This is a genomic window from Brevibacillus sp. TJ4 (assembly GCF_044627595.2).
In the GTDB taxonomy this organism is placed as follows: Bacteria; Bacillota; Bacilli; order Brevibacillales; family Brevibacillaceae; genus Brevibacillus.
Genome location: NZ_CP185865.1, coordinates 1,742,280 through 1,756,869, shown reverse-complemented (window position 1 = coordinate 1,756,869; position 14,590 = coordinate 1,742,280). Strand labels below are relative to the sequence as shown.

At 46.9% G+C, this 14,590-nt stretch carries 14 protein-coding genes; all 14 read right to left on the bottom strand.

Annotated features, from left to right (window positions below; all coding sequences use genetic code 11):
* Positions 1 to 21 precede the first annotated feature (21 nt).
* The 14 genes from ACAF76_RS08545 to ACAF76_RS08480 all read right to left on the bottom strand — a co-directional run bounded on the left by ACAF76_RS08545 (position 22) and on the right by ACAF76_RS08480 (position 14,587).
* Complete coding sequence (locus tag ACAF76_RS08545) at positions 22 to 699, bottom strand: SOS response-associated peptidase (RefSeq protein WP_400162948.1); 678 nt, start codon at positions 697 to 699, stop codon at positions 22 to 24.
* Positions 700 to 775: 76 nt separating this feature from the next.
* Entirely contained in the window at positions 776 to 1,600 is an 825-nt protein-coding gene (locus ACAF76_RS08540) for a phospholipase D-like domain-containing protein (protein WP_400162947.1), read from the bottom strand.
* Positions 1,601 to 1,665: 65 nt separating this feature from the next.
* On the bottom strand, positions 1,666 to 2,010 hold the full coding sequence (locus tag ACAF76_RS08535; protein WP_400162946.1) for a YolD-like family protein: 345 nt from the start codon (positions 2,008 to 2,010) through the stop codon (positions 1,666 to 1,668).
* Positions 1,995 to 2,237: a hypothetical protein gene (locus tag ACAF76_RS08530; RefSeq protein WP_400162945.1), complete on the bottom strand. Its 243-nt coding sequence runs from the start codon at positions 2,235 to 2,237 to the stop codon at positions 1,995 to 1,997. Before ACAF76_RS08530 ends, ACAF76_RS08535 begins: the two co-directional genes overlap by 16 nt.
* A gap of 384 nt (positions 2,238 to 2,621) precedes the next feature.
* Complete coding sequence (locus tag ACAF76_RS08525; protein ID WP_400162944.1) at positions 2,622 to 4,622, bottom strand: hypothetical protein; 2,001 nt, start codon at positions 4,620 to 4,622, stop codon at positions 2,622 to 2,624.
* 42 nt (positions 4,623 to 4,664) lie between these two features.
* Positions 4,665 to 5,141, bottom strand: a complete 477-nt coding sequence (locus ACAF76_RS08520) for a Panacea domain-containing protein (protein WP_400162943.1) — start codon at positions 5,139 to 5,141, stop codon at positions 4,665 to 4,667.
* Positions 5,142 to 5,569: 428 nt separating this feature from the next.
* Entirely contained in the window at positions 5,570 to 6,412 is an 843-nt protein-coding gene (locus ACAF76_RS08515; RefSeq protein ID WP_400162942.1) for an N-acetylmuramoyl-L-alanine amidase, read from the bottom strand.
* A gap of 2 nt (positions 6,413 to 6,414) precedes the next feature.
* Positions 6,415 to 6,873 (bottom strand): holin family protein, encoded by a 459-nt coding sequence (locus tag ACAF76_RS08510; protein WP_400162941.1) that lies wholly within the window; start codon positions 6,871 to 6,873, stop codon positions 6,415 to 6,417.
* A 290-nt stretch (positions 6,874 to 7,163) separates the two neighbouring features.
* Positions 7,164 to 7,487: a hypothetical protein gene (locus tag ACAF76_RS08505; protein WP_400162940.1), complete on the bottom strand. Its 324-nt coding sequence runs from the start codon at positions 7,485 to 7,487 to the stop codon at positions 7,164 to 7,166.
* A gap of 13 nt (positions 7,488 to 7,500) precedes the next feature.
* Positions 7,501 to 9,162 (bottom strand): hypothetical protein, encoded by a 1,662-nt coding sequence (locus ACAF76_RS08500; RefSeq protein ID WP_421617684.1) that lies wholly within the window; start codon positions 9,160 to 9,162, stop codon positions 7,501 to 7,503.
* Positions 9,159 to 10,784, bottom strand: a complete 1,626-nt coding sequence (locus tag ACAF76_RS08495; RefSeq protein ID WP_400162938.1) for a hypothetical protein — start codon at positions 10,782 to 10,784, stop codon at positions 9,159 to 9,161. Before ACAF76_RS08495 ends, ACAF76_RS08500 begins: the two co-directional genes overlap by 4 nt.
* 18 nt (positions 10,785 to 10,802) lie before the next feature.
* Positions 10,803 to 11,354, bottom strand: coding sequence for a hypothetical protein (locus tag ACAF76_RS08490; protein ID WP_400162937.1), 552 nt, complete (start codon positions 11,352 to 11,354; stop codon positions 10,803 to 10,805).
* A gap of 30 nt (positions 11,355 to 11,384) precedes the next feature.
* The gene (locus tag ACAF76_RS08485; protein ID WP_400162936.1) at positions 11,385 to 12,506 is read right to left on the bottom strand and encodes a hypothetical protein; all 1,122 of its coding nucleotides are present in this window, start codon (positions 12,504 to 12,506) and stop codon (positions 11,385 to 11,387) included.
* Between the two features lie 11 nt (positions 12,507 to 12,517).
* Entirely contained in the window at positions 12,518 to 14,587 is a 2,070-nt protein-coding gene (locus ACAF76_RS08480) for a DUF4815 domain-containing protein (RefSeq protein ID WP_400162935.1), read from the bottom strand.
* Positions 14,588 to 14,590 lie beyond the last annotated feature (3 nt).

Here is a 14,590-nt window from a genome sequence, read left to right as displayed (position 1 = left end):
TAGCGAAGTGCATTGTGATCATCATGCTTGAGCAGAAATTTCTTCAATGCAATCCGGCACATCGTTTTTGGGGTTTCCTACCAAAGTTGGTACTGGATATGCTCTCATTTCTTTTGGATCGTACGGAACCAGTAATGATTGTAGCAGGTCAGCATCGAACTGTTCTCGATCAAGCCAGATCGCTTCATCTTCTTGGCGTAAGATTACGGGCATGCGATCGTGGATGTCTTTGACAACCTCGTTTGGTTTGGTCGTTAAGATCGTGCAGCTGTGGACTTTTTGGCCGTCCGGTCTTGTCCATGTATCAAACAGGCCGGCAAACGCAAAAATCTCTCCACTTTTCATCATAATCCTCATTGGCTGCTTGCCAGACTTGCGCTGCTGCCATTCATAAAAGCCATCCGCAGGTATGATGCAGCGTTTCCGTTCAAAAAGTCGTTTAAAGGCTGGCTTCTCTTGCAATGTCTCAGCTCTAGCGTTGATCATCTTATAACCGATCTTCTCGTCTTGCGCCCAGGATGGAACCAGCCCCCATTTGAGTTGTCCAATCCGGCGCTCTCCTCGGTCTTCGATGATAGCTGGTATGAGTTGACCCGGCGCGATATTGTAGCGTGGCTGCAGGTCAAATTGCATTTGTTGTATCCGAAAGCGCCCCAATATCTTCTCTGGTTCAGTAATGAGAGTGAATCGTCCACACACAAGCAACCCTCCTGCCCTCATAATAACCCATGTATAGAGAAGTAAAACCCGCCAAAATGACGGGTTTTTCAGGAAACTATCTTTGTGCCTTACGATATCCAGCTTTTTGTGCTTCTTCCTCTGTACAGAACAACTCTACATTTGCAGTCGTTTTATCATAAGACTGGCCACCTGGAACGTGATAGATCATCGAGTTTTTATTTCCTTTGATCGCAGGTTTTTCGCATCCTTTAGCGGCAGAAGGTACTGCTGTCTGGGGACTAGTAGTTTGATTCACTGGAGGCTGAGCCTGAGCTGGCTTGCTTTCAGATGAAGAAGCAGGGGCAGGTTGAGCGATCCGATACTCTACTGACTGGAACTTCTGTGTATTGTTCCACATTCTTTCAAACTCTTCTGCAAAAGAAATTGCTACAGCTTCATCGCGCAGTACCATGAGCACTTCATCATTTGTTGTGCTGGCAGCTTTTGAAAAGTTGAAGGAACCGATAGTTGCTACCTTTTTATCCGCAACAACGACCTTAAGATGCATCAGGCCACTGTGAGCATTAATCTTGGTCGGAACCCCCGCACTTCCTAAGATTTTCAATGCTTCCGTTTGAGATTGTCCTCCTGCCTGCTGCTTGTCAGTAATCAATCGGACGTTTACTCCACGTTTTTTCGCATCGCGAATCGCAGCAACGATGTCAGGATGTGTCAAGCTATAAATCGCTATGTCCAATTGAGTTTGAGCACCATTGATCACACTTATGAGTAGTTGCTCAGGGTTTTGATCGGCCTTAGTAAAAGCCCATTCCAATTTGTTGTCGGCTGTCTTACTTGTAATTGATGTAGCCACCGCGGTACCAACCAATGATAAGACCAGTAGAGGCACTAGCCACCAAGCAATTTTCAGTTTCCTCAATGTTAACACCCTTCCTAGTATTTTTATCCATTTTAACGCAGGAAGGTAAAATCATATAGTCCCTATTAAGAAGGAAGGACATCTACAATCAAATCTATCGAAATCCATTGACTTTCAGCGTCGTTGATCAGTTTCATGCTCCGGGCCTGAGGATCAATCCACTTTACGACACCCCACATGCTGCAGGTTTTTCCCAGATCATCCTTTACCGGCTGCCACCAGGTCACTGTGATCGCGTAATCCTCCCTTGCAGAGTCGCGAATGATGTAATGAAATGACTCCAACTCATCCTGCTCAAGCACCGGCATCTTTACCAGCTTTGCGTCTTCACGATGTTGCAGATACAGCTCGCGTTGCTCGGGCAGGACAAAACGGGACGCAGTCCACATGTTTGCTATCTTATTTTCCATTGGTGATTCACTCCTCTCTCCCAAGCTTCGAGCATCTCAATTTTGTCCGGCTGCATGCGGTCCCCTTCGATGTACTCCTCACGCTTCAGAACTTCAAACACTTCCACGATCCCGCCGCGGGTACGTCCCGTTTTAATACTCAGCTCGTCAACTGTAGGTGTCCGACGTCGCCCCACAGAGTAATCGGCGATCACCCGGAGCACCTTGTGCTCGATATCAGACAGCATGCCTGTTCACCACCGGTTCGACAGCAAGAATGTTGGCAATGATGAAGACTCGCGGCGCTTGCCTTGTGAGGCAGTACGCTTTTAACCGACCGTTCGTTATAACGAGCGGCCGTATCTTTCTCTGAGTCGTCTGTCCCGCTCTTCCTAGGTAAATGATTTTGACTTTCTGCTGCTGATTTTGAGATTGGTACAATATCACACTGTTCTCCTCCAGATCAGAACATTTGTTCAGATTATACACAAACACACGTTCGTTACTCAACTAAAAAATAACCCCACCATATTCGAGTGGGTGTGTACAAACATTTTTTAGGACGTTCCTGTACTGAATCAAAGAAAAGAGGAGGTTTAAAGTATAGGGAAGATAAGATAATCAATCATTTTCTATTTAGGAGACGTTTGAATTTCATTTTTTTTCAAACCCTCAGTAAGCTTATCATCAATAGTAAAATTAAATCCGTATTTGTCTCCAACTTTTTTAATATTGTCAAGTAGATGGTCTAGATATGAACAAGATGCAAGGCTTTCTTCTATGAATGTGTTCGGGACATAGCCGAAATCTATATTTTTTTCTTTTACGTACATCTGTTGACCATAAACTAAAATAACAAGTTTCTTAGTACAGTACTCTAAGGTTTTATCATTGAAATTAAAAGAGACATTTATTTTTGAATATTCTTGTCGCTGACTAATAAAAGGATTGTTAGCCCCCTTATGTTTACAAAACCTCTTGAAGGTAAAATTAAAAATATTTGGGTCATAATTAGTAACCATGAATTTTATGAGAAATCCTGTAGATGAATAATGTGCTAGTTCAATACTTTTTAGTGCAGCCTGTAATAATACAAAAATCCCAGCATTCTCAAGCGTACTATTACGTACTATACTACTGGTTTGAGTGAAGTTGTTTGAAGTAATTTTTTGACCAAGTGAATTTTTTAATTTGTCTATAGCTTGGTCTACACTTTCCTTTGTAAGCGAGAACTCCTCTTTTTCAATACACTTGGATAGTGAGTAGGCAAAACTGGAGATTGCTTTTACATCATTTTTTTGAACAGCACGAATCAGTAGAGCCTTGTATATGAAGACTAACCCATTTTTGAAATCAGAGTTGCTTGAAATTTGTTCAATTTCATTCAAAATCGGATGGATGCCAATCACATTATCATCTGCTAATAAAACCGATAATTCATGTAGGCTTGTTAAATATATAGAATAGAGCTCTTCTGAACGAGGAACCAATTCAAAAAAAGTCTTAATAGCGTTATGCGCTTCCTCAACTTTATTATTCTTCGATAAACTTAATATTAGAGAGATGTGGTTTCTTAGTATAGATTTATACAATGATTGGAACCCGCTTTTTTCTTTTGATAATAAATACTCGTATCTCGTAGTACTATCTACAAAATCCAATCTGGGAGATTGAAATAATTTAGCCAATATTCCAGTCCATTTTTTATAGTTATCATCATACACCTCATTCATATTTTTTTCGCTCGCAATGGTAAACAACTGATAAAGACTTTCAATATACATGTGACAGGTTGGATATAATGTCACTCTTTGTTTCTTAGTCCAAGCAAAGAGCATCTTAAATATTGAATCATTAATTTCCATATTTATGTCGTGGAGTAACCAACGAATGTTTACGCTTCTAATTGTTTCTTTTAACATCCTGGCACCAAACACTACCGCTATAGCAGCCAATATTAACCAAGTTGTTATTCTTCCTGAATGTAAGTACGTCGAGTTAAATTGCCCATCTGCAACATCTGGGACCATGGAATGCACTAAAAATTTTCCGTAAGGGATCATAATAACTGAAATTAGTACAAAGATAATTAAAGACAAGTTTCTGGAATAAATACCGCTAACTGATGAAGCTTTTTGCTCTCGGAATGCAAAAACATAAAGAGTAATACTTATCGGTAAAGAAATACCAATTACGTTGGTGATATTTGTGATAATCTTCAACACTAGTTGATCATCGGGAGATAATGGATTGAATAGGTAAAAAAACAATAGAATATACTTAAATGATACAAATCCAGAAACCCAATAAAGCAGAATAATAAAACCGAACAGAAAGGTAAGCCCCCAAAATGTCCGATTAATTAAAAATTTCCCTATAGATGCCGTTATGAAACGAATAGTTAAGGTAACTTGTACTATGATAAGAAGTATTAATATTAATCCTTTATTTATTGTATTCTTAAATACGGTTGCCCAATTAGGAACTTTTTGCACGAAGCGTAGTATTTTATTGCCTAAATCGTACCTTCGATTTAAAACTAGCATTAAACGCAGAATAAGCACTATTAGCAAATATACAAATGTATTCGACGATTCGTATAATGTAATAATTTGATTTATGATATCACCCATAAAAACTCCCCTTCAGAAAAAAGGAGTAAAGTAATAAATATATTACTTTACTCCTGATAAAAACTTTCTATAATATTTTTTCATACTCTCAAGAGTAATTATGTTGTTTGAATGCTCATACTGACCTATATTTTTTCTCGCGTTTTTCCAAGGATCTTCACGATGAGTTAAATCCTCCAGCTCTTTTCCAGTGTGTGTACCGTAAAGGTCCCACACAAATTCAAGCACTGCTTTTACATTTTTATGAGAGTTTATTACTAATAAGGTTTCATCGGGATCATTAGGTTTTTTAATAATGTCAAAGCCATAGTCCCTATAGTAATTATATAACGGGGGACAAACTGGTCCGTGCACCCACGCTTCAATTTCTTCATTGAAAAGCGCCTTATCAAATAATGTATAGTACCATGCTTGGGCATAATATACCAGCTTTTGGAGTTTAAGGTGAGTTATAGCTTTATCAGTATTCGGGACACTTCGTGTCAAAAAATACTTAGCAACCGTAAAAACCGAAACCATTTTTGAACCCTCCCTCCACGGATACTACTTTTATAATACATTAGGATAACCACTATGTCACTTTTTCTATAAAAATTTAAAGCCCTTCAACGCGAGACCGGTGAAGGGCTTTATTTTGATTATTCGCTTTTCTGCTTTCTCCTGAGATACGCATACCCCACCTTCACCAACCATGACCACGCCCGTTTCCCACCAATCACCGCGACATCGGCCCGAATCCTCGGAGGCAGTCTGTCATAGCAGTGGATGACGTACTGTTCGTACAGGTTTGGGTACTCCGTTACCTGCAGAAAGCACTGCTCAACCTCGCGCGTAAACTCAGCTTCGGGAACAGGTCTGCAGCATGGCCAAGAAAAACAAAAAGGAGTAGGGCCAACGCCGGCCACCACTCCTGAAAAAATATCATTGTTTGTACGAACCAATCCATACTACAGACCACCTTTCAAAATCAGGGTTTTGTTCGCACCATCCCACTCCACTTGCAGATCAAGCACCATCGCCAACTCGCGCGCAGCGGCGTACGCAGTACCATCCTCGATCTGCGTAACGATCTCCTTGCCGTTTACGCGCACCTTTTTGCTGTGTGGCTCCCACTCCACTACTCCACCTACCGCTTCGGCCACCGCTCGCACCGGTACATACGACACGCCGTTTTCAAGGAAACCCGTTGCCTCCCGGACAACTTGCACGCTGCACGTATCCACAGCTTTGTGTGGGTCTTGTTGTTTTCCCTTGAGCAAAAGCTCCACGTCATCTTTGAACTTTTCCCATGCTTGCGCTGCCGTCAGGCCGGTAAATCGGCGGGCATAGTCGTCCGCGACAAAGTAAGCCGGGCAATTCTTCCCAGTGATATCGAAGTGTCGCCACAGGTTATCTGTGGTCCAGCCATATCGCTGCAAAATATCGGCTGTCAGCACCACCGTTCGCTCGTACATTGCCCGGAAGTCGCCATCCTGGTTGACGCACATCTCGATGCCGATCGTGCAGTTGTTGGGATACGAGCTGAGCCTGACCAGCGCTTCTGCTTTGTACGTTTTCGCACCGACGTGGTACGCCATCTCGGTTTCCGGTAGGCAGCGGACAATTTGCTTGTCGTCGACGATGTAGTGTGCGCTGGCAATCGTCGTCGGCTTATTGAAGTACCCCCTGTTTGCTACTGCATCTGCTCCCACTTTTTCATTCGCTGTCCAGTGGATGACAAGGCCTCGAGGTGTAATACGGGTGCCCGGACGTGCATTTTTGTTCGTGAGTAGCATTTCTGTGATTTGCATGTTTATTTCGACTCCTTTCTCGCAGCACGCTCTGCCTTCGCCTTGATCTCCGAACTGACCAGGTTAACGATAGCCTCCGGCACGGGCCATCCGGCGCGCGCTGCATTGGCTGTCAGGCTCGTCCATGTGTGGTAGATCAAGCCGAATGTCACGCCGAAGAAGAGAAAGCCTGGCGTCCCTATCACCCGGTCAAGCATGTTTGCCACGGCTGGCAAGGCAACCAGGAAAAGAGTGCGCGGGATCCGGCTCAGGCCATACTCAGATGAATACGTATTGTCCTTCTTTGCAGCGTAAATTCCGGTCACCCAGTCTAGTACGATCATCAGTAGTAATACCATGAGGATATCCTGACGGTTACTCCCGTAAAGATACTGCAGGATCGGAGCCAAGGTTGCCCCGGCTGCCGCTGCCCAGCCATTAGCCGGTGTCGCCACGTTTTCAAGACTCTGTAGAAATTTCATCGCTCATCTTCCTCTCACCCCCACGGGGCAATAAAAATAGCCCCGGTCGGCTCGGGGCGGGCTGCTTGTTTTTATGTCATAAAAAAAACCCTCCGCTTTGGAAAGGTATTACAACTAGTGATATTACTCTTGTGGTAAGGAGACGATTTTCTTGTATTCGTCTTGGCTAATGAAAGGCGGCTGTCTTTCAACCATCTTTTGTAAGTCTGCCGACGTAACTTTACGTCTGATCCACATATTCAGCAAGAAAGCAAACATTTTACCTCACCATCCTTTCGACATTATTACAGTTACGTTTGCATGAGAAGTAATTGCAATAGGGTGTCTTCTGTCGCTTCAAGTCGCTTTTTCAACTCCTTAACCTCTTCTTCAGGCGAGATGTATGGCACATAGTCAGGATTTATTACGAGTCCATTTTCGATTTGGTACAGATACTTCCCCGTTGTGACGTCTGCTGGCAGTTCTTCGGTGATCTCTCGATAATCCAGTTCGCTCGCGCCCGCATAGAAAACCAGCCCGCCGTCGGTTACGAATCCATTATTTTCGATGTCCACTTCGATTTGTTGAGCCGTTCCAATGACCAGCCCGTCTTTTTTCCGGAAGATAATATACATGTGAGTAACCCCCTTATTTGATTTTGAATCCCAAAAAATCAGGCATGTACATGTTTGAATTGTCGATGGCTTCTCCGAGACGCACATTAGGGACTCCGACCGATTCGCTGGCTGATGTAATTGGAAATGAAGTGCTCGTGGAGTAATATAGTGTCATACCTAGCCGGAAACCGTTGCTGGTGTAACCGTGAGGTACCATTCCTTTCAGGTATGTGTGCTTGTCGGATTTACTGCCAAACAAACCGATGTCTATCCCCGCATCAAACAGAGACGCATCGAAAAAACCAGCTTGCATGTTTTTCGTGTAGTGCCCGTGGTAATAAACATACCCACCGCCCTCTGCTGGCTGAATGTCGATGGTTTGCTGATCGTCGTTTCCGCTGTTGTAAATAAGCGGGAATGGGTCATAAACGACGATGCCTTTGCCGTCCTCCGATAATTCAATCACTAGCGCAAGTACATACCCTTGCGTACTTGAAAAACGTGTAGTTCCCTGATACTCTCCGCCTTCGTATCTGCTCGCCTGACCGACCAACGCCACTTTGTTTTGTCCCAGTTCGACGACGATGGGCATGGTCTGTCGATCGGCAGAAGGGTTCAATTGGAATATCAAGTGGGAGTTCAACTTTTCACCCAGTGAAGTCGTCACCAGATCTTGTTTGTATTGCGACATGAAACTTTGCACTTCCACGGGGGCGGAAATTACAGGGGTGGCGGCGTTCGTCATATCGATATAAGTCAGGTACGTCCTAAGTGCGAAATCTCTGTTGTCGCAGTTGTGCGCAACAACCTTGTCGCCCGATAACCTTGCGAGGGTAACATAATTTGCGTCTGCCATGATCGGGTCGCTGGTTGGCGCATATGCGGCTATTGTACCCGTGGAATTAACAGTCACTTTCCATATCTTCCATGTGTGCGGGGCGTCCGTTCTCGACATAGTGATTACATTCCTACCCGAACCAAGACAAACGCCCCTGCCATGCCCGTATGTTAGGTGGTATCCATAACCGCTTTCTTGCGGGTATCTGTATCCCGTTCCCACCGTGCCGTTATTTACGAGCAGGGCGTTTAATTCCTTGGTGCTGTTGTTCACAAAGTCGATATACACTTCTCGGCTCCCCATTCGCAAGAATCGTGGTGCGTGTACGTTGCCCGAACGGACAGGAACGATAGCCGAATTTACTAGCGCCCCTGTCGAGAAGTCTACATTGTACAATCCGTACTCAATAAATTGGCTGGCGCCGGCAGTCTGCCCAGCTTGCGCGTAGAATACGGCAACCTCTGTTTCGCTCCACTTGATTGCAAATACATGTGTTATCCCCGTTTTCCCTCCGACTTCCAGCGCCCCACCCGTTCCGATCAAGCCCGTTGTCTTATCGAAGACACTATACTTAACGCCGTTGCTTGTAGCGACAAAATGGATCATCTTATCGGTACTCATTGAAACCACTGAACCGATATGTTGATAACCGATAATCCCGGCAACCTCACTGAAAGGCACGGGGGTATTGATGCGATATGGTATGACTTCCGTTGTGTTGGTTGTTACCAAACCGTCGAGCGTGTTCCTTCTTTTTGCGCATACATTTCCATTCGTCATCAGCGTCGCTACTTCTGCCCCTTCATGCCCGCCGCTACCTACTATCGGGTACCTTTTCCTGATGGTTTCCATCATTTCATACCCCCTTCGAAAAAAGCCTTTCGGATGAGTAATTCATCCGAGGAAATAGCGATCCCTGCCATCCATGGGGTCACTCTCCTTGTCAGGTTCCCGTTTTCGTCGATGTAATATTTAGAGCCTGGAACCACCGACACGCCCTTGACGATCCCGCGAAACTGCACTCGCACCTGCCCCGTCGCTGTCGTGTTGGAGTCCAAACAAATCCCGATGGGTCGGTAATCGTCTTCTACATACCTACCCAACACGCCTCTCGCATGGCTGAGTGCCATTGTCGAAATAGATAACTCTGATGTGCCGTCAGGGTAGACGTCTACGATGCGGAAATTCCTGTCCGATACTGAGGTGCATGTAAACGGTGTAGCAGCCCTGTTTGTAAACGACGCCGTAGTCAAGTAAACCATTTTTCCTTTCGGCGAAAGAGACGGCTTTACCCATGGCTCATCAACCAGCACCGTCGCCAAGTCGTACAAAAAGTATTGCGCTGCTCCTACGGTGTAGACACACAGCAAAACGAGCGAGCCGTCAGGTTCCCCAACGGGGAGGATTTCGCACCCCACAATGTCGCCCTGCCCATACACATGAAGCAAAACAGGTATATCCGCAGATGAAGGCACCGTGAATCCCGAGTTTGTGGTGAAGTTAATCGGAAACATGATCAGTTCATTCGCGGTTTTTTTCCCTACAACCACGATTCTTTTCGTGACTCCGTCAGGGTACGGACGAGGGCTATCCACAACACACATTGTATTTGCACCGAGTAGGAGCGACGAAACGTGCGTCGTCTTGTTCATGGTAAGTGTCGGCGTTGTAGCCGTTGAAATGGTGATTTGAGTAAACGTCGTTTGTGTGCCGCTTGTAGTAAAGACGACAATTGCACCATACGGGCTAGTCATCGTCACCCCTCTCGCCCACTGGTACGTAGTATAAGCGCTGCTGATGAGTGTTGCGGACGAAAAAGTCACGATGTTACTGCTGCTCACATTCATACCGAACGCATAAGCGTGACCGCTACCGTTCCGATACGCCACGATGTACCTACCCGTCATTCCGCCGTAAATAACCGTCGGATTGTACAAATGACTTTGTGCAATCGAGCTTACGCTTTCGACGTATGACAGTTGCAAGGAATTATCGACCGTGACCACCAAGGCCGTTACGTAAGAGCCTTTCCGTCCGACCAGCAGCACCCTTTTGTTGCTGTCCATTGAAATCATGTCCAAATACTGGTATGTTGATGTTCCCCACGTCCACCCCGAAAGATACTCTGACGCTCCGTATTGAAGAGTACCACGGGTCGTTATTTTGCAAGCGCGGAGTTGGATACCGCCCGAGTCTTGGTTTACAAGCAGGATCAAGGCGTTTCCTGAGCCGTCCAGACCGACGTTTGCCGCCTTTACTCCCGTTATCCCATCCCCTATTGTTCCCGCTCTCGGTAGCTTGAACGTCGCCGCTTGTTCCGCGCTCATGCCGTACTTATAAACGGCGCTCAAGCCAGAATGTACCCTGACAGCGTTGAATTTGTTTTGGGTTGAAAGTGTCGTCAATTTGTGAATGATGTTCAGATCGCTTTCGCCTTTATTCCCGCCGACAATCCCGTGTAGGTATAAGTCTTCCATGTGGTCAGCCGCCTTTCTTTAGGGGTCTTCGCGCTCGAAATCGCCGTCAGCGTCATACCTCAATGTTCTGATGTACTCGTAATATTTGCCATCGTCACCAAGCACCCTCACCGTTCTTTTTGTGTACCTGCCTTCGTCGTCAGGTTCAGACAGGACAGTCGATCTTACGAGAATTCCGTCAACGCTACGCCGATATTCAATGCGCCGAAAAATGCCGTTTTCGTCCTTGTCTGAGCGTATTGTGTACAAAGGACGTCGTGTCAGGTTCGCGAGTGTCACGGCATTGGCGTCCGCCTTTTGCTTGGCGACATTTGCCGTCGCGGTCGTTGTGGTCAAAGTCCCTTCGGCGTTGGTGATTCTTTCTTCGTGCTGCATAAGCTGTCTCTCGTTCTCGCCTACTTCTGTTTCTACCAGAGTGATATAGTTCCAGATGCTTGTTTGCAAGTCTTCTTGTGAGGTTAGTTTTTGGTCATAAAAATCAAACGAGTCATTGATCTTCTCCGCGCCCTCTTGCAGCGAATCGGGCTGGAGAATGTCAAGCACGATCCGATTCGGATTTGTTACCGCCATGCTTGATCACTCCTTTCTGATTTGAAATGCTTACGTAAGGTGTACCATTAGATTACGCGCCCTTGGCGTGATCAGACGTGAAGACGATAGCTGGCGAATGCGAATCCTTGCTCGCGTAGACGTAGGCACGTTTGCGACGAATTTTAGTTGGATGAAGTTTTGGTCGATCTGTTGAGACGACACCGCCGTTCCGAATCCTTCCCAATCCACGCCATTCAGCGAGTATTCGACGATTTGATCGGTGCCCGACGGCGTGTTCATCTCGACGTATGCCGTGATCGTTGTAAATCTCGTCGGTGTAGTGATCTCGCGACTAACATACGTTCCTCTGTCCTTGTATGACAGTGGGAACGCGCCGCAAGCGGCCTGCACGACGGCAGAAGATGTCCCCGGCTTGAATACAGCGCGGACATGAATCTCGTCTGTCGTGTAACCGATCGCCGTAACACTCGTGTCGTCCAGCGCAAACCAGTTCGTTTCACCGTCAGACGAAAACTGCCATTGAATTTCGGCACCTTTCGGTACGATTTGCGAAACGGTAAGTACAATTTGAGCCGCCCGATCTGCGGTCATTTTCTGGAAATACAGATACGATTCCTGCTGCACGAATTTCGTTCCGATCAAATTGAACTTCAAGTCCATGTCCTGATGTGCCGTCCATGCCGATGCGTTGGAAGACGAGAACAAAAGGCCGATGTCGTATGGTTGTTTGGCTACGACCTTACCCGAGATCAAGTCCTTTTCGCCCATCTTTGCAACGTGTGCGCGATATTTCGATGACGGCGTAAGCAGAACAATCGCATACTCGACGTTGGCTTGCAGTAGGATCGGATCGGGGAACCGTACCCGTGTAGCGACCGTTCCAGTCGTTGAAACTTGGATGTCCTTTGCATTGACCACGGTCGACGTCAGGATGGTCATGGACGGATAACCATTGGCTACCGCGCGAATTTGAACCGTGACGTCTGCGTTCGTATCTTTTTCCCCGAAGTACAAGTCGATAGCTGTGACGTATCGTTCTTGCGTCAACAGAAAGGTTTGTGCGAGCGGGTCATACAGTCGCCATGATGGGATCTGCCAGAAGGTTTGTTCAATGACTTGTTTCGTACCGACGGCTGTATACGACGCTCTCGCTTCGTTCTGGATCGCCATAGTCCCACCCCTTAAATTTCGTTATAAAAGTACACTTCGCGAGTCCCGCACCGAATATTTGGCGGGATCGTAAACTTGCATTGGAATCTACCCAGCCCGTCAGCTCTGATCGTCCCAGGCACCGTTCCCGCAGCCGTCGTCCCCATAGGAATAAGATCGACAGGAACGCCGTCAAACTCCGCTTTGATATTGTCACTCAACGGCTCAAATGCTTCGCCATGCACGACAACCTCTCGCTGGCGAATAAACGGGACGTCCTCTTCAAGGATGATAGACGTGGTCGTTTTGGATGTACCCACTTTCCGCCAGTCAGACCACCACCCCCAAACCTTTTTCGTAATGGTTTCTTTTTCGATCCATGTGTCACTTGATGGAGTCAAACGGATTGTTGCGATGTTCCCGAAGACCATATACGGGTTGAGGTTCATCGTTTGGGTGGAAAGCGTCTGGCTGATGATGACTTCTTCCGTGTATGGAGCTGTCACCAGTCGTTCATGCATTCTTGCAGTTGTTTTGGTTGCATCAACGATCATGTCGATAAACTCGCCTTCGATGGGAAGCTGTAAAACTCTTTCTGCGGGGTCGATCATTGCGTCAAAGTCAGGGTGCCCGATGTCGCTGCGCTCGAAGTTTGTAAAGTTGTCGGTGTAGATACCCTTCTTGCTCAAAGTCGGATCAGAAAGCTGCGCTGCCGTGTCCAAACTTTGAATCGCTTGATTGTATTCCGCCCGTTCCAGCCGATCCAACAGCGACCGCAGTTCCAGCATCGTCAGGCGCTTCGGCTTGCGATTTGATACAACCACGGCGTCGCTGTTCGGCGGCAAATACAATTCGCCCAATTCCAAAACGTCAGGCGGCGAGTTGGGAGCAAAGGGAATGACGGCTGGTTGCCCTTGAACGACTTTGATCTCGTTTTTGGCGTCGATGTAGTAGACGTCCTTCCGAGACAGGTAAAATTCATACGTGGTTTGGAATGTCGTCCCGCTCACAGGCAGGTCAGCTGCAGCCCCCCATTTTATGCGATCGGAGTCCAGCGTGTAGTCGGTACCCTGCACCATGATTTTTGTGTACTGGTACGTCACTGTGTAGGTTGTGCCGCCCGCAGGTTCTTCCCCGCTGAGTGACCAGTCTACCGTATCACCCGCATGTTGGTAGTCGACCCCTGCTGCGTATACCTTTTCGCCTTGCTTTACTTCCACGACGTTTACCACAGGCGTGTACGGTAACGTGTCAGCCGTCCCCCCGATGTTCCCGCGAGTGATCGTGTCTGTGCGTTGGACTGTCGCTGTGATCTGCTTGATCTCTTTGACGGGTTTCGAGTTCAGCGAGTAGAAGGTCGTTCCCGTCGTGTACGTCTTCGTTTCGTTGATGACGGTTCGGTAATCAAGCGACTTCGGAACCGCGATCCGTGTCGGGACAAGTCGGGACAATTCATACCCGAGGACATATGCTTTCCCTGCGTCAATGACGAGGTTTACGCTAGTTTCGTCCCTCGGCTCGATATACCCGTCCATTCCACTCACAAGAAACGACCCAGCTTGGTCATATGTGCGACGCGCCAGAATAGGGGTGAACCCGTCGATTTCGGGTGGTATCGTATTCGTGACCAGTTCCCCATCTATGAGTCGGTACATGGGCGTGGCCTGCGGATCGTTGATGCTCCATTGTGGATTCGCGACCGTTCTGTCCGCCCCAGGCATCCCGAAATTTGAGTGGTCAATAGCAGGATCAAGCAGCGTGGGGTCGTCTTCGTAGGTGACTTCGGTCATAACAACTTTCAGTCCGACATCCTCTTCACCTACACCCGTAATCGGCAGGGTCGTTTCAGGAATGTCGTGGACGATTCCATCCAGATACACTCGGGCGGGAGTGATCCGCAATTCGGTCTTTTCTGCGTTGATATACAGTTCGCCGCCTTCGATCACGCTGCCCGACCCGAAGATGATGTCCCCGATCTGCTTGTCCCGATAAAGCGCAATTGATTGCATTTCGTTCAGTTCGGCGCTTTGGAGTCGTCGCCCGCCGTTAAAATCGACAGAGACCCACTTGGCGGCAGGATTGAAACGATTAAAGTGCGTCATGGC

Bases quoted from the DNA above. Each gene is read 5' to 3' on its own strand.
- ACAF76_RS08535 (WP_400162946.1), bottom strand. From the start codon at position 2,010: ATGGAAAATAAGATAGCAAACATGTGGACTGCGTCCCGTTTTGTCCTG.
- ACAF76_RS08530 (WP_400162945.1), bottom strand. From the start codon at position 2,237: ATGCTGTCTGATATCGAGCACAAGGTGCTCCGGGTGATCGCCGATTAC.
- ACAF76_RS08525 (WP_400162944.1), bottom strand. From the start codon at position 4,622: ATGGGTGATATCATAAATCAAATTATTACATTATACGAATCGTCGAAT.
- ACAF76_RS08520 (WP_400162943.1), bottom strand. From the start codon at position 5,141: ATGGTTTCGGTTTTTACGGTTGCTAAGTATTTTTTGACACGAAGTGTC.
- ACAF76_RS08515 (WP_400162942.1), bottom strand. From the start codon at position 6,412: ATGCAAATCACAGAAATGCTACTCACGAACAAAAATGCACGTCCGGGC.
- ACAF76_RS08510 (WP_400162941.1), bottom strand. From the start codon at position 6,873: ATGAAATTTCTACAGAGTCTTGAAAACGTGGCGACACCGGCTAATGGC.
- ACAF76_RS08505 (WP_400162940.1), bottom strand. From the start codon at position 7,487: ATGTATATTATCTTCCGGAAAAAAGACGGGCTGGTCATTGGAACGGCT.
- ACAF76_RS08500 (WP_421617684.1), bottom strand. From the start codon at position 9,162: ATGATGGAAACCATCAGGAAAAGGTACCCGATAGTAGGTAGCGGCGGG.
- ACAF76_RS08495 (WP_400162938.1), bottom strand. From the start codon at position 10,784: ATGGAAGACTTATACCTACACGGGATTGTCGGCGGGAATAAAGGCGAA.
- ACAF76_RS08490 (WP_400162937.1), bottom strand. From the start codon at position 11,354: ATGGCGGTAACAAATCCGAATCGGATCGTGCTTGACATTCTCCAGCCC.
- ACAF76_RS08485 (WP_400162936.1), bottom strand. From the start codon at position 12,506: ATGGCGATCCAGAACGAAGCGAGAGCGTCGTATACAGCCGTCGGTACG.
- ACAF76_RS08480 (WP_400162935.1), bottom strand. From the start codon at position 14,587: ATGACGCACTTTAATCGTTTCAATCCTGCCGCCAAGTGGGTCTCTGTC.